This window comes from Citrobacter sp. Cf132, assembly GCF_030333885.1.
In the GTDB taxonomy this organism is placed as follows: Bacteria; Pseudomonadota; Gammaproteobacteria; order Enterobacterales; family Enterobacteriaceae; genus Citrobacter; species Citrobacter freundii.
Genome location: NZ_JAOWFA010000037.1, coordinates 1 through 20,710, shown reverse-complemented (window position 1 = coordinate 20,710; position 20,710 = coordinate 1). Strand labels below are relative to the sequence as shown.

Annotated in this window: 20 protein-coding genes; 9 read left to right on the top strand and 11 right to left on the bottom strand. The window is 52.3% G+C overall.

Annotated features, from left to right (window positions below; genetic code table 11):
- Positions 1-3: 3 nt before the first annotated feature.
- The 6 genes from lepA to rseD form a co-directional block, all read right to left on the bottom strand.
- Positions 4-1,803, bottom strand: coding sequence for a translation elongation factor 4 (gene lepA, locus OGV85_RS03380; protein ID WP_003037577.1), 1,800 nt, complete (start codon positions 1,801-1,803; stop codon positions 4-6).
- A 270-nt stretch (positions 1,804-2,073) separates the two neighbouring features.
- Positions 2,074-2,538, bottom strand: a complete 465-nt coding sequence (gene rseC / locus OGV85_RS03375) for a SoxR-reducing system protein RseC (RefSeq protein ID WP_061547743.1) — start codon at positions 2,536-2,538, stop codon at positions 2,074-2,076.
- Complete coding sequence (rseB, locus tag OGV85_RS03370; protein WP_032949816.1) at positions 2,535-3,491, bottom strand: sigma-E factor regulatory protein RseB; 957 nt, start codon at positions 3,489-3,491, stop codon at positions 2,535-2,537. The genes rseC and rseB overlap by 4 nt, the downstream gene beginning before the upstream one ends.
- A complete protein-coding gene (rseA, locus tag OGV85_RS03365; protein WP_003037574.1) occupies positions 3,491-4,141 on the bottom strand; it encodes an anti-sigma-E factor RseA in 651 nt (216 codons plus the stop codon). The genes rseB and rseA overlap by 1 nt, the downstream gene beginning before the upstream one ends.
- Before the next feature lie 31 nt (positions 4,142-4,172).
- On the bottom strand, positions 4,173-4,748 hold the full coding sequence (rpoE, locus tag OGV85_RS03360) for an RNA polymerase sigma factor RpoE (RefSeq protein WP_003037573.1): 576 nt from the start codon (positions 4,746-4,748) through the stop codon (positions 4,173-4,175).
- Entirely contained in the window at positions 4,745-4,909 is a 165-nt protein-coding gene (gene rseD, locus OGV85_RS03355; RefSeq protein ID WP_156485344.1) for a rpoE leader peptide RseD, read from the bottom strand. The genes rpoE and rseD overlap by 4 nt, the downstream gene beginning before the upstream one ends.
- 263 nt (positions 4,910-5,172) lie before the next feature.
- Between rseD and nadB the strand changes: the two genes are divergently transcribed.
- Positions 5,173-6,795, top strand: coding sequence for an L-aspartate oxidase (gene nadB / locus OGV85_RS03350; protein ID WP_003037572.1), 1,623 nt, complete (start codon positions 5,173-5,175; stop codon positions 6,793-6,795).
- Here nadB and trmN read toward each other — a convergent pair.
- Positions 6,780-7,517: a tRNA(1)(Val) (adenine(37)-N(6))-methyltransferase TrmN gene (gene trmN / locus OGV85_RS03345; RefSeq protein WP_048232567.1), complete on the bottom strand. Its 738-nt coding sequence runs from the start codon at positions 7,515-7,517 to the stop codon at positions 6,780-6,782. The genes nadB and trmN overlap by 16 nt on opposite strands.
- A gap of 130 nt (positions 7,518-7,647) precedes the next feature.
- Here trmN and srmB point away from each other — a divergent pair, with 130 nt between their 5' ends.
- Complete coding sequence (gene srmB, locus OGV85_RS03340) at positions 7,648-8,976, top strand: ATP-dependent RNA helicase SrmB (protein WP_003037569.1); 1,329 nt, start codon at positions 7,648-7,650, stop codon at positions 8,974-8,976.
- Between the two features lie 17 nt (positions 8,977-8,993).
- On the opposite strand, the gene OGV85_RS03335 is transcribed toward srmB, so the two are convergent.
- Entirely contained in the window at positions 8,994-9,890 is an 897-nt protein-coding gene (locus tag OGV85_RS03335) for a LysR family transcriptional regulator (RefSeq protein ID WP_086504434.1), read from the bottom strand.
- Between the two features lie 102 nt (positions 9,891-9,992).
- Between OGV85_RS03335 and eamB the strand changes: the two genes are divergently transcribed.
- A complete protein-coding gene (gene eamB / locus OGV85_RS03330; protein ID WP_061547744.1) occupies positions 9,993-10,580 on the top strand; it encodes a cysteine/O-acetylserine transporter in 588 nt (195 codons plus the stop codon).
- Between the two features lie 79 nt (positions 10,581-10,659).
- Here the strand turns inward: eamB and grcA are convergent, their stop codons facing one another.
- A complete protein-coding gene (gene grcA / locus OGV85_RS03325) occupies positions 10,660-11,043 on the bottom strand; it encodes an autonomous glycyl radical cofactor GrcA (protein WP_003037563.1) in 384 nt (127 codons plus the stop codon).
- Between the two features lie 317 nt (positions 11,044-11,360).
- On the opposite strand from grcA, the gene ung reads away from it, so the two are divergent.
- Complete coding sequence (gene ung / locus OGV85_RS03320; protein ID WP_003037561.1) at positions 11,361-12,050, top strand: uracil-DNA glycosylase; 690 nt, start codon at positions 11,361-11,363, stop codon at positions 12,048-12,050.
- A gap of 33 nt (positions 12,051-12,083) precedes the next feature.
- Here ung and OGV85_RS03315 read toward each other — a convergent pair whose 3' ends face one another.
- Positions 12,084-13,163 (bottom strand): tRNA/rRNA methyltransferase, encoded by a 1,080-nt coding sequence (locus OGV85_RS03315; protein WP_061547746.1) that lies wholly within the window; start codon positions 13,161-13,163, stop codon positions 12,084-12,086.
- A gap of 207 nt (positions 13,164-13,370) precedes the next feature.
- Here OGV85_RS03315 and trxC point away from each other — a divergent pair, with 207 nt between their 5' ends.
- The 5 genes from trxC (at position 13,371) to OGV85_RS03285 (ending at position 19,093) form a co-directional block, all read left to right on the top strand.
- On the top strand, positions 13,371-13,790 hold the full coding sequence (gene trxC / locus OGV85_RS03310; protein ID WP_003037559.1) for a thioredoxin TrxC: 420 nt from the start codon (positions 13,371-13,373) through the stop codon (positions 13,788-13,790).
- A gap of 69 nt (positions 13,791-13,859) precedes the next feature.
- Positions 13,860-14,558, top strand: coding sequence for a tRNA-uridine aminocarboxypropyltransferase (tapT, locus tag OGV85_RS03305; protein WP_003037557.1), 699 nt, complete (start codon positions 13,860-13,862; stop codon positions 14,556-14,558).
- Positions 14,559-14,594: 36 nt separating this feature from the next.
- Positions 14,595-17,255, top strand: a complete 2,661-nt coding sequence (locus OGV85_RS03300) for a bifunctional acetate--CoA ligase family protein/GNAT family N-acetyltransferase (protein ID WP_003037556.1) — start codon at positions 14,595-14,597, stop codon at positions 17,253-17,255.
- Between the two features lie 114 nt (positions 17,256-17,369).
- Positions 17,370-18,725 (top strand): CDP-diacylglycerol--serine O-phosphatidyltransferase, encoded by a 1,356-nt coding sequence (pssA, locus tag OGV85_RS03290; protein WP_008319601.1) that lies wholly within the window; start codon positions 17,370-17,372, stop codon positions 18,723-18,725.
- A 32-nt stretch (positions 18,726-18,757) separates the two neighbouring features.
- On the top strand, positions 18,758-19,093 hold the full coding sequence (locus OGV85_RS03285; RefSeq protein WP_153687927.1) for a YfiM family lipoprotein: 336 nt from the start codon (positions 18,758-18,760) through the stop codon (positions 19,091-19,093).
- Here the strand turns inward: OGV85_RS03285 and OGV85_RS03280 are convergent.
- Complete coding sequence (locus OGV85_RS03280; protein ID WP_061547748.1) at positions 19,090-20,388, bottom strand: MFS transporter; 1,299 nt, start codon at positions 20,386-20,388, stop codon at positions 19,090-19,092. The two genes, OGV85_RS03285 and OGV85_RS03280, sit on opposite strands and share 4 nt — an antisense overlap.
- Positions 20,389-20,710 lie beyond the last annotated feature (322 nt).

The following is a 20,710-nucleotide window of genomic DNA, read 5'->3' as shown; positions in this document are numbered from 1 at the left end:
AGATTATTTGCTGTCTTTACCGACATGCAGAATGGCGAGGAACGCTTCCTGCGGCAGTTCGACGTTACCGATCTGCTTCATGCGCTTTTTACCCTCTTTCTGTTTTTGCAGCAGCTTTTTCTTACGGCTGATATCACCGCCGTAGCATTTCGCCAGAACGTTTTTACGCAGCTGCTTCACGGTTGAACGCGCGATGATGTGCGTACCAATGGCCGCCTGGATCGCGATATCAAACTGCTGGCGAGGGATTAGATCTTTCATCTTCTCAACCAGTTCGCGGCCACGGCTCTGGGAGTTGTCGCGGTGAGTAATCAGCGCCAGCGCATCGACACGTTCGTTGTTGATAAGGACATCAACGCGCACCATGTCAGACGCCTGGAAGCGTTTGAAGTTATAGTCCAGCGACGCATAGCCGCGAGAGGTCGACTTCAGACGGTCGAAGAAATCGAGTACTACTTCCGCCATCGGGATTTCATAGGTCAGCGCCACCTGGTTACCGTGGTAAACCATGTTCGTCTGGACGCCACGCTTCTCGATACACAGGGTGATGACGTTGCCAAGGTAAGCCTGCGGCAGCAGCATGTGACACTCAGCGATCGGCTCACGCAGTTCGTAGATGTTGTTCAGCGGCGGCAGCTTGGACGGACTATCGACGTAGATAGTCTCTTTCGCCGTGGTTTCGACTTCGTAGACTACAGTCGGCGCGGTAGTGATCAGATCCAGATCATATTCACGCTCCAGACGTTCCTGAATGATCTCCATGTGCAGCAGACCAAGGAAGCCACAACGGAAGCCGAAGCCCAGCGCGGTAGAGCTTTCCGGTTCGTAGAACAGGGAGGCGTCGTTCAGGCTCAGCTTGCCAAGCGCGTCACGGAAGTTTTCATAGTCGTCAGAGCTGACCGGGAACAGACCAGCGTAAACCTGTGGCTTCACTTTTTTAAAGCCTGGCAGCGGTTTGTCTGCCGGGTTACGCGCCTGCGTCAGGGTATCGCCAACCGGCGCGCCGAGGATGTCTTTAATCGCACAAACCAACCAACCTACCTCGCCGCATTTCAGCTCGGTACGGTCAACCTGTTTTGGCGTGAAGATCCCCAGGCGGTCGGCGTTATAGACCTGACCGGTGCTCATTACTTTAATTTTGTCGCCTTTACGCATGGTGCCGTTTTTAATACGCACCAGCGACACCACGCCAAGGTAGTTGTCGAACCAGGAGTCGATGATCAGCGCCTGTAATGGGCCTTCCGGATCACCTTCCGGCGGCGGAATGTCGCGTACCAGACGTTCAAGAACGTCAGTGACGCCAACGCCGGTTTTCGCCGAGCAGCGAACGGCATCTGTCGCATCGATACCGACGATATCTTCGATCTCTTCCGCTACACGTTCAGGATCGGCGGCCGGTAGGTCGATTTTGTTCAGAACCGGCACCACTTCCAGATCCATTTCCATGGCGGTATAGCAGTTAGCCAGGGTCTGTGCTTCTACGCCCTGCCCGGCATCAACCACCAGCAGTGCACCTTCACAGGCGGCAAGCGAACGGGAAACTTCATACGAGAAGTCAACGTGGCCCGGGGTGTCGATAAAGTTAAGCTGATAGGTTTCACCATCAGATGCTTTGAAATCGAGCGTCACGCTCTGCGCTTTGATAGTAATACCGCGCTCACGCTCAAGATCCATCGAGTCGAGAACCTGCGCTTCCATTTCACGGTCAGACAGGCCACCGCAGATCTGGATAATACGGTCAGACAGCGTCGATTTACCGTGGTCGATGTGAGCTATGATTGAAAAGTTACGTATGTTCTTCATATAGTGTAATTATTGTGCCTTACGCCCGCCTGAGCAGGCTCTGAGAAGTCGCTGTTCTGAGCTTAACGTCTGTTTAAGTGAAACGCCGCATTCTACACTACAACGCTGAGGCGAGGAAATGTTCATAGAGCAAGGATAGCGGGAACTGGAAACAACTTTGCAAAGTCGATGAAACTTTTGTCGGATGGCGACATAAACGCCTTATCCGGCCTACGCCTGCATCTGAGGACGCTGTAGGCCTGATAAGCGCAGTGCCATCAGGCAAAGATATCACTGCTGGGTTTCGACGCGAATAAGATCGGGTGGGAGAGCAACGTTCAGAATGACCGGCTGCCAGGCTTCGCGTTCAGCAAGCTTACGAGAGTATCCACGAGCAATCAGGAATCCGCCCACGCCCCCCAGCACTGCTCCGCTTAATGCCGCAAGATCGGAACCAAACAGCACCTGGAATAGCGACGCGAAAAGAAACAGTCCCGCCAACGGAGACATGTAGACCAGCATCGCCGAACCGAGCAGGCTACCTTCGGCAATGCCCAGTTCAACTTTTTGACCAGGGGTCAAGGGTTCGTCGCAGGGCACCACGATGGTGTGTGTGGTCTGAGGTCCCAGTTTGTTCAGCACTCGGCTCCCGCATCCGGCCCGGGAAGCACAGCTGCTACATGATGCTTTAACATCACAGCTGACCGTCGCCAGACCATTTTGCCAGGAGACGACCGTCGCCCACTCTTTAATCATTGTGCTGCCCTGAACTTAATATTGTCCGCGATACGCTTCGCCGTTTGCGGCGGAAGCTCACCGACAATAGTGATTTCGGCATTATCTCGCACGCTGGTGCTAACCGTGCGGCGTCCAGTGCGCAGCAGCTGATCGGCGCTATTTTGCGTCGCGCGGTTTACGTTCACGGAGAAACTGAACAGACCATCGGAATAAAGCCGTGATTCGATCGGCATGTTATCCATCGTCGGCAGCGGACGTCGACTGCTGGACACCTCGCTGAAGCCTTGCGGCAACCACGACGGACTCCAGTTGAAGTTGGTTTTCTCACCCGCAGGAACTGACAGCAACGGCGGCAGATTGGCTTTCGCCAGCGTCTGCATGCTGTCGCTGACACCGTTGTTAACAGTAAACGCGATGACGCGGAACTGTTCCAGCGTTTCGCCATCACGGTCAAGAAGATCAACACGCATTGGCAGCTTGGTCTCCGTGTCCATCCAAACGATATAGCTGTAACGGGTGCCGTCACGCGCCACAACGCGGATCACTTCACAGAGCCTGTCGGCAATACGGGTGCGGCCTACTGAGATAAAATCATAGTAGGGAGCAAGACGTTTGAAGTCGGTGTAAATCAGGGAGGGCAGCGAGTCAACGATATAGTCGCCGTTCAGCGTGAACGGTTCGAGACCTGGCTCAAAATAACTGATTTCGTTGCCACGTTGCACCACTTCCCGGCGCGGACCATCCATTTGCAACAGCTGCGCGAGCGGACGGTTATCCAGGCGGGCATGGCGATAACGTAGGGATTCAACACCCTGCTTATTGATGCTGACAAATGACAGCTCATAGGTGAGCGACTGGCTGGCCAGATTCATCTGCTGCAACAACGCCCCGGACGCAGGATTGGCCGAGGCGTTGACAGAGAAGAACAGGCTACCAGCCACAAGTGACATGGCAAACCAAAGTTGCTTCATTACTGCGATTGCGTTCCTAAAGTTTGAATTCCTGGCACCTGCACAGCGGCTTGCTGTGTCTGGGCCTGCTCAAACTGAAGCTGTTCAGAGTGCAGTCGACGTTGCAGTTCGTAATCCTGCAACATGGCATTAATACGACGACGCTGCTCCTGTACCTGCTGTTGCTGACCGCCGCTGGCCGTCGCATCAGAAGGTACACCCAGGCTTACCGGACTGGCTTTACCCATCATCGGTAATGTATTAAATACCGGCGTTTCGGGCTGCTGGGACGTTTCAGATTGCCCATTATAGTGCTGGACGCCAACAATAACTGCAAGTGATACACACGCGGCCACACCCATTTGAGTAAGCTGCGCGGCCCACGGACGCATTTTCTTCCAGAACGGCATTTTCTGCCACTGGTGCGGTGCTGGCTGGGCCTCAGGAATCAATGGCGCCGTCTGACGTACCGGCTCATCCTGGATGGCGGCCATTACGCGGGCGGAAATATCGAAATGGAGAACGTCGGCAGTATCACCTCGCATGGAATCGCGAATCAGGTGATAACTCTCCCAGGTTTTTTGCATTTCCGGGTCGTGAGCCAGCTCTTTGAGCAACTCAGTATCCAGCGTTTCGCCATCCATTAAAGCGGAAAGTTTTTCTTTCTGCATGCCTAATACCTTTTCCAGTATCCCGCTATCGTCAACGCCTGATAAGCGGTTGAACTTTATTATCAATAGCTTCCCTCGCTCGGAAGATACGTGAACGCACCGTACCCACCGGACAATCCATGATAGCGGCTATCTCTTCATAGCTCAGGCCATCCAGCTCCCGCAAGGTTATTGCCATGCGTAAATCTTCCGGGAGGGACTCAATAGTTCGGAAAACTATCTGTCTCAGTTCTTCTGACAACATTAAGTTCTCAGGGTTCGAAATTTCTTTCAGCGCACCGCCACTTTCGTAATTTTCTGCTTCAATCGCATCTATATCACTGGAAGGTGGACGACGCCCCTGAGCGACCAGGTAATTCTTCGCTGTATTGACCGCAATACGATACAGCCAGGTATAAAAAGCACTATCCCCCCGGAACGAGTCCAGCGCACGATAGGCTTTGATAAATGCTTCTTGTACTACATCGGGTACATCACCCGACGGTACATAGCGAGAAACCAGACTCGCCACCTTATGCTGATAGCGTACTACCAGTAGGTTAAAGGCTTTCTGATCTCCCTTCTGGACCCGTTCTACCAGGACCTGGTCCGTTAACTGCTCGCTCATCCGAGGTAAAGTCTCCCCAAACCAAATTTCCACGCGCCTTCGAAACGCCACTCCATCAGCTTCACTATGAGCAAGCAAATGCTTAGAGTGCTCAAGTTTTGTAAAGTTCCGTTACGCATTGTTTTTTGTTTGTCATGTTGTAGACAGGTCTTATCTCTCATTATAAGTCTACATAACCCGATCAACGCACTATCTGTACAGAAATGCCCATTTCACCGCTTGCAGAGTAACCCAACGGGCACTTTATTTCATCACATAATCTGATGCTAACGGCCTGCTTCACAAAATATTTTTGCCTATTTCACCCTCATCATGTTTTTCTTTCATGTTTAGTCATTGCAACACGTTTAAAAATAAAACGTGCAGTATCGCGCAATGTGGTGCTATGGTGACCAAACACTGTTTAGTAAATTAAACAAAAATCATGAATACGACTCCTGAATTATCCTGTGACGTGCTGATCATTGGCAGCGGGGCTGCCGGACTCTCACTGGCGCTGCGCCTGGCTGAAAAGCATCAGGTTATTGTCCTGAGCAAAGGGCCGGTCAGCGAAGGCTCGACATTTTATGCCCAGGGCGGTATTGCCGCGGTTTTCGATGAAACCGACAGTATCGACTCCCACGTTGAAGATACGCTGATTGCCGGGGCCGGGTTGTGCGATCGCCATGCGGTGGAATTTGTCGCCAGCAATGCCCGTACCTGCGTTCAATGGCTAATCGATCAGGGCGTCTTATTTGATACGCAGGTTCAGCCTAACGGTGAAGAGAGCTATCACCTGACCCGTGAAGGCGGTCACAGCCATCGACGTATCCTGCACGCTGCGGATGCTACCGGCAAAGAAGTCGAAACCACCCTCGTCAGCCAGGCACAAAATCATCCCAACATCCGGGTTCTCGAGCGCAGTAATGCTGTCGACCTGATTGTCTCCGATAAAATCGGTCTGCCGGGAACGCGTCGGGTTGTCGGAGCCTGGATCTGGAATCGTAATAAAGAAGCCGTAGAAACCTGCCATGCTAAGTCGGTAGTGCTGGCCACTGGCGGCGCGTCAAAGGTGTATCAATACACCACCAATCCGGATATTTCCTCGGGTGACGGAATTGCAATGGCCTGGCGTGCGGGATGCCGCGTCGCCAACCTGGAGTTTAACCAGTTTCACCCAACAGCGCTGTATCATCCGCAGGCGCGCAATTTTCTGCTGACCGAAGCGCTGCGCGGCGAAGGCGCGCACCTAAAACGCCCGGACGGTTCACGCTTTATGCCCGATTTTGACGAGCGTGGCGAACTGGCTCCCCGCGATATTGTCGCCCGCGCCATTGATCATGAAATGAAGCGCCTGGGTGCAGATTGCATGTTCCTCGATATCAGTCATAAACCGGAAGAATTTGTTCGCCAGCATTTTCCGATGATTTATGAAAAGTTGCTGGGACTGGGCATTGATCTAACCAAAGAACCTGTTCCCATCGTGCCTGCCGCGCACTATACCTGCGGCGGCGTGATGGTTGATGACTTTGGCCGTACCGATGTCGATGGGCTGTATGCGATCGGCGAAGTGAGTTACACCGGCCTGCATGGCGCCAACCGGATGGCATCGAACTCATTGCTGGAGTGTCTGGTTTACGGTTGGTCCGCGGCTGAAGATATCGACAGGCGTATGCCTTATGCACGCGGCGTCAGCACGCTCCCGGGCTGGGATGAAAGCCGGGTAGAAAATCCAGATGAATTGGTTGTTATCCAGCATAACTGGCATGAGCTGCGGCTGTTCATGTGGGATTACGTCGGTATTGTGCGCACCACTAAACGTCTGGAACGCGCCCTGCGTCGTATCACCATGCTGCAACAGGAAATCGACGAGTATTACGCCCATTTCCGTGTGTCGAACAACCTACTGGAGCTGCGCAATCTGGTGCAGGTTGCCGAGCTGATTGTCCGCTGCGCGATGATGCGCAAAGAGAGTCGGGGCCTGCACTACACGCTGGATTATCCAGAACAACTTCCAGAGGCGGGCCCGTCAATTCTCTCGCCGCTCAGTCATCACATAAACAGATAGAACGCCTGGGTCAGCGCCGTATAACCATCAGAGTAACGTTGGTCTGGCCCACGGATCACCAGCCTGTCGCTAAAGCACTCCCCGGCCTGCGGGGAGAATGCCAGCAATACCCGATGCGGTAGACGGGCCTCGGTTTCTGCTACATCCGTGCGCAATCGCAGATGCCAGCCCATGCTAAGCGCCTGCTGAGTAAATGCGTTACCAATCTGCTCCGGTAGCACCACACAAAAAAAGCCGTCTTCCGTAATGCTGTCCGCCGCCAGCGTAAGCAACGCCTGGTGATCGAGCGAGGTGGTATAGCGGGCCTGCTCGCGCTGCGGTGTAGCGCATTCCACGCCCTGTTCATAATAGGGAGGATTGCTGATTATCAAATCAAAACGCACAGTCTGACGCGGTATCCACTGTTGCGCATCTTCTGTATGAACACTCACGCGATGCATCCACGGAGATTGCGCGATGTTCTCCTGCGCCTGCTGCGCGGCGTCGACATCAAGCTCCACGGCGTCAATGATGACGTTTTCATCAGTGCGCTGGGCCAGCATCAGCGCCAACAGGCCGCTCCCGGTACCAATATCCAGGATCCGCTTTACGCCCGCAACGGGGGCCCAGGCCCCCAATAAAATACCGTCCGTTCCGACTTTCATTGCACAGCGATCGTGTGCCACAAAAAACTGCTTAAAAGTAAATCCATTACGTTTCAGTACGGATGTAGACTGGGGCATGAAGAACAACCTTCCTGGAAAAAAAACGATAACATAGGATAAAAACAATACCTGAGAAGGTATATCCATACAAACAGATGAAGATTGCAGCCGTAACGTCTATAATCAGCGCCCCACTCAGAGGTAGAACATGACTGTAACGACTTTTTCCGAACTTGAACTCGATGAAAGCCTTCTGGATGCCCTCCAGGAAAAAGGTTTCACTCGCCCGACCGCCATTCAGGCTGCCGCCATTCCGCCTGCGCTCGATGGCCGTGATGTACTCGGTTCTGCGCCGACAGGCACCGGTAAAACGGCGGCATATTTGCTGCCAGCGTTGCAGCACCTGCTCGACTTCCCACGCAAGAAATCTGGTCCGCCGCGCATTTTAATCCTGACGCCAACGCGCGAACTGGCGATGCAGGTTGCTGAACACGCCCGTGAGCTGGCGAAAAATACGCATCTGGATATCGCGACCATTACCGGCGGCGTGGCTTACATGAACCACATGGAAGTCTTTAGCGAAAACCAGGACATCGTGGTTGCCACCACGGGTCGTCTGCTGCAATACATTAAAGAAGAAAACTTCGACTGCCATGCGGTTGAGACGCTAATTCTCGATGAAGCAGATCGTATGCTGGACATGGGTTTTGCCCAGGACATCGAACATATCGCCGGTGAAACCCGCTGGCGTAAGCAAACCATGCTGTTCTCCGCCACGCTGGAAGGCGATGCGATTAAAGATTTTGCCGAGCGTCTGTTGGAAGATCCGGTCGAAGTCTCAGCGGATCCGTCCACCCGCGAACGCAAGAAGATCCATCAGTTTTACTACCGTGCCGATGACATCGAGCACAAAACTGCGCTGTTGATCCATCTGTTAAAACAGCCGGAAGCGACCCGCTCGATTGTCTTCGTACGTAAACGCGAGCGTGTGCACGAGCTGGCAGGCTGGCTGCGCCAGGCGGGCATTAACAACTGCTATCTCGAAGGCGAGATGGTGCAGAACAAACGCAATGAAGCGATCAAACGCCTGACCGATGGCCGCGTGAACGTGCTGGTAGCCACCGACGTTGCCGCTCGCGGGATCGATATTCCTGACGTCAGCCATGTGTTTAACTTCGACATGCCGCGCAGTGGTGATGCCTATCTGCACCGCATTGGCCGTACCGGTCGCGCAGGTCGTAAAGGTACTGCGATCTCTTTGGTTGAAGCGCACGACCATCTGCTTCTCGGCAAAGCGAGCCGCTATATTGACGAACCGCTGAAAGCACGCGTCATCGACGAACTGCGTCCAACCACGCGCGCGCCAAGTGAGAAATCCAACGGTAAACCATCCAAGAAAGTGCTGGCGAAGCGCGCCGAGAAAAAAGCGAAAGAGAAAGAGAAACCGCGGGTGAAAAAACGTCACCGCGATGCAAAAAATATCGGCAAACGTCGTAAGCCGAGCGGAGCTGCTACCCAGCAGTCCGACAAAGAGTAAACCGAATGCCGGGCCGTTTAGCCCGGCATTTTTTCACGTGATGCAAAACTCTCTTCAATACACTCAAGAAACACCCGCATCGCCGGACTAACGACTTTTCCGGCATGATAACCACACAATGCCGTAATTAACTCAGGTTGTTCACTGTACGGTAATTCAATCAATTCCCCAGAACGTAGCTCCTTCTCAACGGCAAAACGCGGCAAAAAGCTGACCCCAAGATTTGCCGATACGCACTGCTTAATGCTTTCAATGCTCCATAGTTCAATGGTATTTTCCAGCGTAATCTGTCGTTTACGCAGTAGCCCCTCGAAGCGCTGTCTGAAAATACATTGCGGCTCATTAATGATAAAACTGCAGGGAATGTGCTGGTTATATTGAGTAAAATCAACGTGCTGGAGCAGCGGCGAAGCAACTAATGCCAGTGACTGATCGCCAAGCGGCATCAACTCAAGGGCATCGTCATTACCCACCCGATAAAACACCCCCAGATCGACCTCATCACTGAGCAACGCATCGCGAATGACATAACAATTGAGTGACTGCAAAGACAACCGCACATGGGGCGCACGTTGTTTAAATCGCTGTAAAACCTGCGGCATTTTATACGCCAGCAGCGTTTCGCCCGTCGCGACACGTAGCTCGCCGCTCGGCTGCGCATCCTGATGTGCTGACTGTCGAATCGATGCCATCACGCGCGTCAGGTCATGGATATGCGGCATCAGCCGTTTTCCCTCACTGGTGAGACACATCCGGCGTCCAATTTTTTCAAACAACTGCACCGAAAGTTCTTGCTCAAGCTGTTGAATATGAAAGGTAACTGTTGATTGCGTACAACACAGTTTTTGTGATGCCCGCAGGAATGAGCCCTCTTCCACCACTGTTTTTAACGTAATAAACCGACGTAAATCCATTCGCACTAACCCATCGAAAATATCGAATTCAGAATGCAAAAACATTCATTTTTTTAAATGTTTTGTCTCGGGTACTGTCTACCAAAACAGAGGAGATAACAAGTGACCCCCACCCTTTTAAGTGCATTCTGGACCTATACATTGATTACCGCGCTAACCCCCGGACCAAACAACATCCTTGCGCTCAGTGCCGCGACATCACACGATTTTCGTCAGAGTACGCGCGTACTGGCCGGAATGAGTTTGGGCTTTTTAATCGTCATGCTGATGTGCGCCGGGATTTCATTTTCACTGGCGGTTATGGATCCTGCCATTATCCATTGGCTCAGTTGGGCTGGGGCAGCTTATATCCTGTGGCTGGCGCTGAAGATCGCCACCAGCCCGGCTACAAACGATGGTTTGCGGTCAGAGCCGATTAGCTTCTGGGCGAGTTTTGGCTTGCAGTTTGTTAACGTGAAAATCATTTTGTACGGCATTACCGCGTTATCCACGTTTGTATTACCGTACACTCAGGACGCACACTGGCTGATTGGGGTGAGTATTCTGTTGGCGCTGATCGGCACCTTCGGAAATGCCTGCTGGGCGCTGGCGGGCCATCTTTTTCAGCGCGTTTTTCGCCGTTACGGCCGGCAGTTGAATATCATTCTGGCGCTGCTGTTGGTGTATTGCGCGGTAAGGATCTTTTACTAACGGATGCAAAAAAGCGGAAGACACACTGGCATCTTCCGCTTTTTGATTCTTTGCTAAACGGGGCTATTCCCCGTGAGCCTTACAGGCTCTCAGTAAAGGTACGAGCAATAACGTCGCGCTGCTGTTCTGGGGTCAGAGAGTTGAAACGCACTGCATAACCAGAAACACGGATGGTCAACTGCGGATATTTTTCCGGATGCTTAACTGCATCTTCCAGCGTTTCGCGACGCAGAACGTTCACGTTCAGGTGCTGACCACCTTCCACGCGGACTTCCGGCTGTACGTCTACCGGTACTTCACGGTATTCGATTTCGCCCAGTTTGCTGACAGCAACGACTTCATCAGCATTGAAACCTGCTTTCGCAACGATGCAGCGTGCTTCGCCTTTTTCGCTGTCCAGCAGCCAGAAAGAGTTCAGCAGGTCGTCGTTTGCAGCTTTAGTAATCTGGATACCTGTAATCATTTGATGCCTCCCCGGCAAAATTATTTGATCTCGGTTGGCCGTCATCCGGCCAATTGGTAAAACCATTGTTGCTTGAGTGTATATATACCCCTCACACACCCTTGAATCTTTGATTTAAATCAATAAAAACCACACATGAAAAGTGGTGATAGATAGATTTTATTGTTTTACATCAACTTACGCCGTGTACATAGCTAAACGTTTTACATAAATTTTCAACTATCTTTAAGGGGTAGACCATTGAGAAACGTACAGAATTTTGCGACGTCGAAAGAAGCAGTTAAGCTAGGGGGATTGAAAATTCGCAGGAGAGCGAGATGGCCACCGAATTAACCTGGCACGATGTGCTGGCTGAAGAAAAACAGCAGCCTTATTTTGTTAACACACTGCATACTGTTGCCGGCGAGCGTCAGTCAGGAATGACAATTTATCCGCCGCAAAAAGATGTGTTTAACGCGTTTCGTTTTACCGAGCTTGGTGACGTGAAAGTTGTCATCCTGGGTCAGGATCCTTACCACGGCCCAGGCCAGGCACACGGTCTCGCGTTCTCTGTCCGCCCCGGCATTGCCACTCCGCCTTCGTTGCTGAACATGTACAAAGAGCTGGAAGCAACAATTCCCGGCTTCACACGCCCCACGCACGGATATCTGGAAAGCTGGGCACGCCAGGGCGTACTGTTACTCAACACCGTACTCACCGTTCGCGCCGGTCAGGCACATTCTCACGCCAGCCTTGGATGGGAAACCTTTACCGATAAAGTCATCAGCCTGATTAACCAACATCGGGAAGGCGTGGTTTTCCTGCTCTGGGGTTCTCACGCACAGAAGAAAGGCGCGATTATTGATGCGCAGCGTCACCATGTGTTGAAAGCGCCCCACCCATCACCACTCTCTGCGCATCGCGGTTTCTTTGGTTGCAATCACTTTGTACTGGCGAATGAATGGCTGGAACAACGAGGTGAAAAACCGATTGACTGGATGCCGGTATTACCCGCAGAAAGCGAGTAAAAAAATGCCAGCGATTCGCTGGCATTTTTATTATCAGGCTTTGTTCTGACGCCACCACTCCGCGAGCAACACGCCGGTCGCGACAGAAACATTGAGCGTTTCTACCTTGCCGGTACCGTCAATCGCCACGCACAGGTCGTCGGCTGAACATGCTGCTTCTGGCAGAGCTTCACGCTCACGCCCTAATACCAGCACCATTTTTTCCGGCAGCGTGGTAGTAAACAGCGGTTTACCTTTCACGCTTGAGGTCATCACTACCGTGTAACCCGCGTTACGGAAATCGTCCAACACATCGACAATGCTGTCACCGGTAATCGGCTGAACATGCTCTGCTCCACCTTCAGCAGTACGGATAGCCGCCCCCGATTCCAGCAGCGCCGCATCCTGAACCACCACGCCTTTCACACCGAAGTGCGCGCAGCTACGCATCATACCGCCCAGGTTATGCGGGTTAGCGATATCTTCCAGTGCCAGCACGCAATCCTGCGCCCCTGCCTGACCGACCCACTGCGTAACGGTAGTACCGTTACGTTTTTTGATCAGGAAACAGACGCCACCGTGGTGTTCAGTGCCAGAGGCTTTCGCCAGCTCGGCTTCGTCAACCACGTGATAGGCTTTGCGGTTTGCCGCCATCCAGCGTAATGCTTCTTTAAAACGCGGGGTTACGCTCTGAACAAACCAGGCGCGGACGATAGCGTCCGGACGACTCTGGAACAGAGCCTGACAGGCATTCTCACCATAAACGCGGGTTTCTTCCGCGCGCTGACGGCGTAATACTTCAGGATCGATAAAGCTCTTACCGCTAATACCGCCGTGATCGGCTTTATCCGCTGCGTCATCATTCGGTGCGCGGGAAACGGTACGCCACGGTGAATCTTCACGTCTGCGGTCGCGTTCTACATCGCGGTCACGCCCGCGTTCACGACCACGTTCGCTGTTCGGACCCTTTCGTTCATCACGGGCAGGGCGACGACCGCCTTCGGCTCGGGAAGTACCGGGGCGACCGCCGCCTTTGCCAGTACGTGGATTTTGGGTGCGTTTATCCGAGTCATCGTCACTGCGGACGTACATCACTTTGACCTTGCCGTTTTTGTTCTTCAGTTCGTCGCTCATGTTTTTCTCCACCTGCTCTGCGCGAAGCGCGCAGATTACCCGATGTGCACGTCGTTAGCCATTATTTCATTTAAAAGCTAAGGACTATTGTACTCATTGAATAAAACGCATTGTTGTTTAGAACAGACTCTCCGATAATATGTAACATAATAGAAACATACTGGCGTTTATGCCGTGAAGTCCACTCCACTCATCCAGAGGTTAGTTATGAATACCGTTTGTACCAGCTGCCAGGCTATCAACCGCATCCCTGACGATCGTGTCCAGGAAGCGGCTAAATGCGGACGCTGTGGTCACGACCTGTTTGATGGGGAGGTGATCAATGCGACCGGTGAGACACTGGATAAACTGTTAAAAGACGATCTCCCGGTTGTCGTTGACTTTTGGGCCCCCTGGTGTGGTCCATGTCGTAACTTCGCCCCGATTTTTGAAGATGTCGCGGAAGAGCGTAGCGGCAAAGTGCGTTTTGTTAAAGTGAATACGGAAGCCGAGCGTGAACTCAGCGCCCGTTTCGGTATCCGCAGCATTCCGACCATCATGATCTTCAGAAAAGGTGAAATCGTCGACATGCTTAACGGCGCTGTACCAAAAGCCCCGTTTGATAGCTGGCTTAACGAATCATTATAATCTCTACGGGGCGCATCTTGTGCCCCGTTTTCACCTCTGCGACAATAGCGTTTTTCAACGTGTTTCCCCATGACCGATAACGCTGTTCTTCAGTTACGCGCTGAGCGCCTCGCGCGCGCCACGCGTCCTTTCCTTGCCCGAGGTAATCGCGTTCGCCGCTGTCAACGCTGCCTGCTGCCGCAGAAGCTCTGTTTGTGCGCAACTCTGGCGCCCTCTGAGGCAAAAAGTCGCTTTTGTCTGGTGATGTTTGACACCGAGCCGATGAAGCCCAGCAACACGGGGCGTTTAATTGCTGATATTCTGCCCGATACCACGGCTTTTCAGTGGTCACGCACTGAGCCACCGCAGGCGCTGCTGGAACTGGTAAAAAATCCGGATTACCAGCCGATGGTTGTATTCCCGGCCTCCTATGCGGGTGAAGAGCGTGAAGTGATTTTCACGCCACCAGCCGGTAAGCCCCCATTGTTTATCATGCTCGACGGCACCTGGCCTGAGGCGCGTAAAATGTTCCGCAAAAGCCCGTACCTCGATAACCTGCCGGTGATCTCTGTTGATTTATCACGCCTTTCTGCTTACCACCTGCGTGGCGTTCACGCCGAAGGGCAATATTGCACAGCCGAGGTGGCCATCGCCTTGTTGGATCTGGCGGGAGATACGCAAGCCGCAGAAGGGTTAAGCGATCATTTTACTCGCTTTAAAACCCGCTACCTGGCAGGAAAAACTCAACATCAGGGAAGCGTCACAGCAGATTTATCAGAAAACGTTTAAAATCATTCGGTCACTGGTGTCATTAAGGAAGCCGATATGAGTCAGCGTGGTCTGGAAGCACTATTGCGACCGAAATCCATTGCGGTGATTGGGGCGTCAATGAAGCCTAATCGCGCAGGTTACCTGATGATGCGTAACCTGCTTGCTGGCGGTTTCAATGGACCTGTTTTACCGGTGACGCCCGCATGGAAAGCGGTGTTGGGCGTACTGGCGTGGCCCAATATCAACAGCCTGCCTTTTAGCCCCGATCTCGCCGTGTTGTGCACCAATGCCAGCCGTAACCTGGCATTACTCGAAGCACTTGGCGAGAAAGGTTGTAAAACCTGCATTATTCTCTCAGCACCCTCGGCGCAGCACGCGGAGCTGCTGGCCTGCGCATCACGCTACAACATACGTCTTCTGGGTCCCAACAGCCTGGGACTTCTCGCACCCTGGCAAGGACTTAACGCCAGCTTTTCCCCCGTCCCGATTAAGCGCGGCAAGCTGGCTTTCATCTCTCAATCCGCCGCCGTGTCCAATACCATACTCGACTGGGCACAGCAGAGAGAAATGGGCTTTTCTTACTTTATCGCGCTGGGTGATAGCCTGGATATCGACGTTGATGAGCTACTGGATTACCTGGCACGCGACAGTAAAACCAGCGCGATTTTGCTGTATCTCGAACATTTAAGTGATGCCCGGCGCTTTGTTTCCGCCGCCCGTAGCGCCTCGCGCAATAAACCTATTCTGGTGATTAAGAGCGGTCGCAGCCCTGCAGCGCAGCGTTTACTGCATACCAGCGCCGGGATGGACCCTGCGTGGGATGCAGCTATTCAGCGCGCCGGTTTACTGCGCGTACAAGACACTCACGAGCTGTTCTCAGCAGTCGAAACCTTGAGCCACATGCGTCCACTACGTGGCGACAGGCTAATGATCATCAGCAATGGGGCCGCGCCTGCCGCACTGGCATTAGATGAACTGTGGTCAAAAAATGGCAAGTTGGCGACGTTGAATGAAGACACCTGCCAGAAATTACGCGATGCCTTGCCTGAACATGTTGATATCGCCAACCCACTGGATCTGCGTGATGACGCCAGCAGCGAACACTACGTTAAGACGCTGGATATTTTGCTCGCCAGCCAGGATTTCGACGCGTTGATGGTGATTCATTCACCCAGCGCAGCCGCTCCCGGAACCGAAAGCGCACAGGCATTGATTGAAGCGGTAAAGCATCATCCCCGAGGAAAATTCGTCTCGTTGCTGACCAACTGGTGCGGAGAGTTTTCCTCTCAGGAAGCCCGCAGACTGTTTAGCGAAGCCGGATTACCAACCTACCGCACGCCTGAAGGCACTATCACTGCATTTATGCATATGGTGGAGTACCGGCGTAACCAGAAGCAACTGCGTGAAACGCCAGCGCTACCCGACAATCTGACCACCAACACCGCCGAAGCGCATAATCTGTTACAACAGGCGATTGCAGAAGGCGCAACGTCACTGGATACTCATGAAGTTCAGCCTATTTTACAGGCCTATGGCTTACATACACTGCCGACATGGATCGCCAGCGACAGCGCAGAGGCCGTACACATCGCGGAGCAAATCGGCTACCCGGTGGCGCTCAAGCTGCGTTCTCCTGATATCCCGCATAAGTCGGAAGTTCAGGGGGTAATGCTCTACCTGCGTACAGCAACAGAAGTGCAGCAGGCTGCCAATGCAATTTTCGATCGGGTAAAAATGGCCTGGCCGCAGGCACGCATTCACGGTTTATTAGTACAAAGTATGGCGAATCGCGCTGGTGCTCAAGAACTTCGCGTCGTCGTTGAACACGACCCGGTATTTGGTCCGTTGATTATGCTGGGTGAAGGTGGCGTTGAGTGGCGACCGGAAGAGCAAGCCGTGGTGGCCTTGCCGCCATTGAACATGAATCTGGCGCGTTATCTGGTGATCCAGGGGATCAAAAATAAAAAGATCCGCGCTCGCAGCGCACTACGTCCGCTGGATATCGCCGGGTTGAGCCAACTTCTGGTGCAGGTCTCCAACTTGATCGTCGACTGCCCGGAAATTCAGCGTCTGGATATTCATCCTCTGCTGGCCTCCGCCGAAGAATTTACCGCGCTGGACGTTACGCTGGATATTGCCCCTTTCGCGGGAGATAACGAAAGCAGGCTGGCTGTACGTCCCTACCCCCATCAGCTTGAAGAGTGGGTGGAGTTGAAGAACGGCGAGCGCTGTCTGTTCCGCCCCATTTTACCGGAGGATGAACCTCATCTACAGCAGTTCATTTCTCAAGTGACAAAAGAAGATCTTTATTATCGCTATTTCAGTGAGATCAATGAATTTACCCACGAAGATTTAGCCAATATGACGCAGATCGACTACGATCGGGAAATGGCTTTTGTTGCAGTGCGTTGTAAAGATAATCACGAAGAGATCCTCGGCGTAACGCGAGCAATCTCGGATCCTGATAACGTAGATGCTGAGTTTGCCGTACTTGTTCGTTCCGATCTCAAAGGGCTTGGACTGGGTCGCCGATTGATGGAAAAATTAATTGCATATACCCGAGATCACGGACTTATACGTTTGAATGGTATTACGATGCCAAACAATCGTGGGATGGTCGCCCTGGCCCGAAAACTCGGGTTTGTTGTTGACGTCCAGCTCGAAGAGGGAATTGTTGGGCTAACGCTTAATCTGGCCCAATGTGAGGAATCGTGAGTAAGGTACTGGAAATGTTGACCACATTAATGGGTACTGGTGGTATCATTGCCCGCTTATGTCGTCTGCATAGCACAGAGGACCCTTCAATGAACAGAGAAGAAATGCACTGTGATGTTGTCAAAATTTAAGCGTAATAAACATCAACAACACCTTGCCCAACTACCCAAGATTTCTCAGTCAGTTGATGATGTAGATTTCTTTTATGCTCCCGCTAATTTCAGGGAGACTCTGCTGGAAAAAATAGCCAGCGCGACGCGACGGATCTGCATTATTGCGCTGTACCTGGAACAGGATGACGGTGGTAAAGGCATACTTGACGCTCTCTATGCGGCAAAACGGCAGCGTCCTGAACTGGATGTCCGGGTGCTTGTCGACTGGCACAGAGCTCAGCGCGGTCGTATTGGGGCTGCGGCATCCAATACTAATGCTGACTGGTATTGCCGAATGGCGCAAGAAAACCCTGGTATCGATATTCCTGTTTATGGCGTTCCGATTAACACCCGTGAAGCACTTGGCGTCCTGCATTTCAAAGGCTTTATTATCGATGACAGCGTCCTGTACAGCGGGGCCAGTCTGAACGATGTTTACCTGCATCAGCATGATAAATATCGCTATGACCGTTATCAGTTGATTCGCAATGCGCAAATGGCCGATATCATGTTCGATTGGGTTACGCAGAACCTGATAAAGGGTCGCGGCGTTAACCGCCTTGATGATATCAACCGACCTAAAAGCCCGGAAATTAAAAACGACATCCGCCTGTACCGCCAAGAACTGCGTGATGCGTCATTCCATTTTCAGGGTGATGCTGATAACGAACAGCTTTCGGTTACGCCTCTGGTGGGCCTTGGGAAATCCAGTCTGTTAAATAAGACCATTTTCCATCTTATGCCCTGCGCGGAGCACAAACTCACAATCTGTACCCCTTATTTCAACCTGCCCGCCATACTGGTGCGCAATATCATTCAACTGCTGCGTGAAGGGAAAAAGGTTGAAATCATTGTCGGTGATAAAACCGCCAACGACTTTTTCATTCCAGAAGATGAGCCATTCAAGATCATCGGCGCGCTGCCTTATCTGTATGAAATAAATCTGCGCCGTTTCCTGAGCAGATTGCAGTATTACGTAAATACCGACCAGTTGGTCGTACGCCTATGGAAAGATGATGACAACACCTATCATCTGAAAGGTATGTGGGTTGATGATAAATGGATGCTGCTCACCGGCAACAACCTTAACCCTCGCGCCTGGCGTCTGGATCTGGAAAACGCCATCCTTATCCACGATCCTAAGCAAGAGTTGACTCCCCAGCGCGATAAAGAGCTGGAGCTTATCCGTACGCATACTACCGTCGTTAAGCACTATCGCGACCTGCAAAGTATTGCTGACTATCCAGTCAAAGTGCGTAAGCTCATTCGTCGACTACGCCGTATTCGTATCGACAGATTAATTAGCCGTATTCTGTAATCAAGACCCCGTCCAGTGACGGGGTTTTTCATATGGAGGCAACGGTGCGCCTGTTCATTCTTACCAGCATCCTGGCCATTTCTGGCTGCAGCCACATGGCTAACGACCAGTGGAGTGGGCAAGACAAAGCTCAACACTTCATCGCCTCCGCCATGCTTGCCGCAGCCGGCAATGAATATGCCCAACATCAGGGCAACAGCCGCGATCGCAGTGCGGCTATCGGCCTGATGTTCTCAGTCAGCCTGGGCGCGTCAAAAGAACTGTGGGACAGCCGTCCCGCAGGGAGCGGCTGGAGCTGGAAGGACTTCGCCTGGGATGTTGCAGGCGCGTCTACCGGCTATGCGGTCTGGCAACTGGCACATTACTAGAGGCGCAGACCTTTCCCCTTCCCATGCAGCATCAGCGATACTAAAAACGCGACAACTGCCAGCGCGGTGACGTACCAGAAGAATGTCGTTTCCATACCGACAGACTTCAGGGATAACGCCACATATTCAGCTGAGCCACCAAACAGGGCATTAGCCACCGCATAAGATAAGCCAACTCCCAGAGCACGCACCTGCGCCGGGAACATCTCAGCCTTCAAAATACCGCTGATTGACGTATAGAAACTCACGATTAACAGGGCACACATCACCAGAGCAAACGCCATATACGGGGATGTTACGCTTTGCAATGCTGTCAGAATGGGAACAGTGAAAATCGCAGCCAACGCGCCAAAACACAGCATTGAAGTACGCCGGCCAATCTTATCTGACAAAGCGCCGAACAGCGGTTGAACCAGCATGAACACACACAGTGCCGCCGTCATAATCCCGCTGGCTACGTTGGCATGCATACCAGCGGTATTGACCAGGTATTTCTGCATGTAGGTTGTGAACGTGTAAAAACACAACGAACCCGCGGCGGTAAAGCCAAGCACCATGACAAAGGCTTTGCGATTACGCCACAGACCTTTCAGGGAACCCGCTTCTTTCAGCGCGCGAACGTCCTGTTTCGAGGTTTCATCCAGTTGACGACGCAGCCATAGCGCAACAATAGCCAGCACGCCGCCCAACGCAAATGGAATACGCCAACCCCACGCTCTGAGCGCAGAGTCTTCTAACGTGTGCTGTAATATGACCACAACCAGCAATGCCAGTAACTGTCCGCCGATTAACGTCACGTACTGGAATGAAGCATAAAAACCTTTCTTACCTTCAACGGCAACTTCACTCATATAGGTCGCGCTGGTTCCGTATTCACCACCTACAGATAACCCCTGGAATAGTCTGGCCAGCAATAATAGCGCAGGGGCCCAGGTACCGATAGTTTCATATCCCGGTAGACAAGCGATCACCAACGATCCCATACACATCATACAAACGGACAGCAACATGGACTTTTTACGCCCGTGCTTATCCGCAATACGGCCAAACAACCAGCCTCCAATTGGTCGCATCAAGAAGCCTGCGGCAAACACGCCGGCGGTTTGTAAGAGTTGTGTGGTGGTATTTCCTGATGGGAAAAAGATATGAGCAAAATAAAGAGAACAGAAAGAGTAGATATAGAAATCAAACCATTCGACCAGATTCCCTGATGATGCTCCGACAATCGCCCATATACGACGGCGGGTATCGCCGTCTGCCAGCGCCCCGTTCTCAGTTACACTACTATCAGCCATTAGAATTGTACCCCTGCCAACGATCGCGTGAATTTCTCAATGATGGTTGTGTGTTTTTTGGTGAATTAAATGTTATATAATTGTTATATATTATTATGCAGAAAAGATCACGGTTTTAATTAGCAGAGAAAGGATTCAGATATGTTCGAGGGAGAGATCCGTGTAGTAGATCGAGACAGTGTGCTTTTGTTAGTCGATTAAGGCGGTTACGTCGAATCCAGCAATCTGCCGCCGGAATTGCGTGATGCGCTGCGCTTATCAGGCCTGCACAATACGTTCAGCCCGGCGGTTTTTACCCCGCACACACGCAAAAAAGCCCATC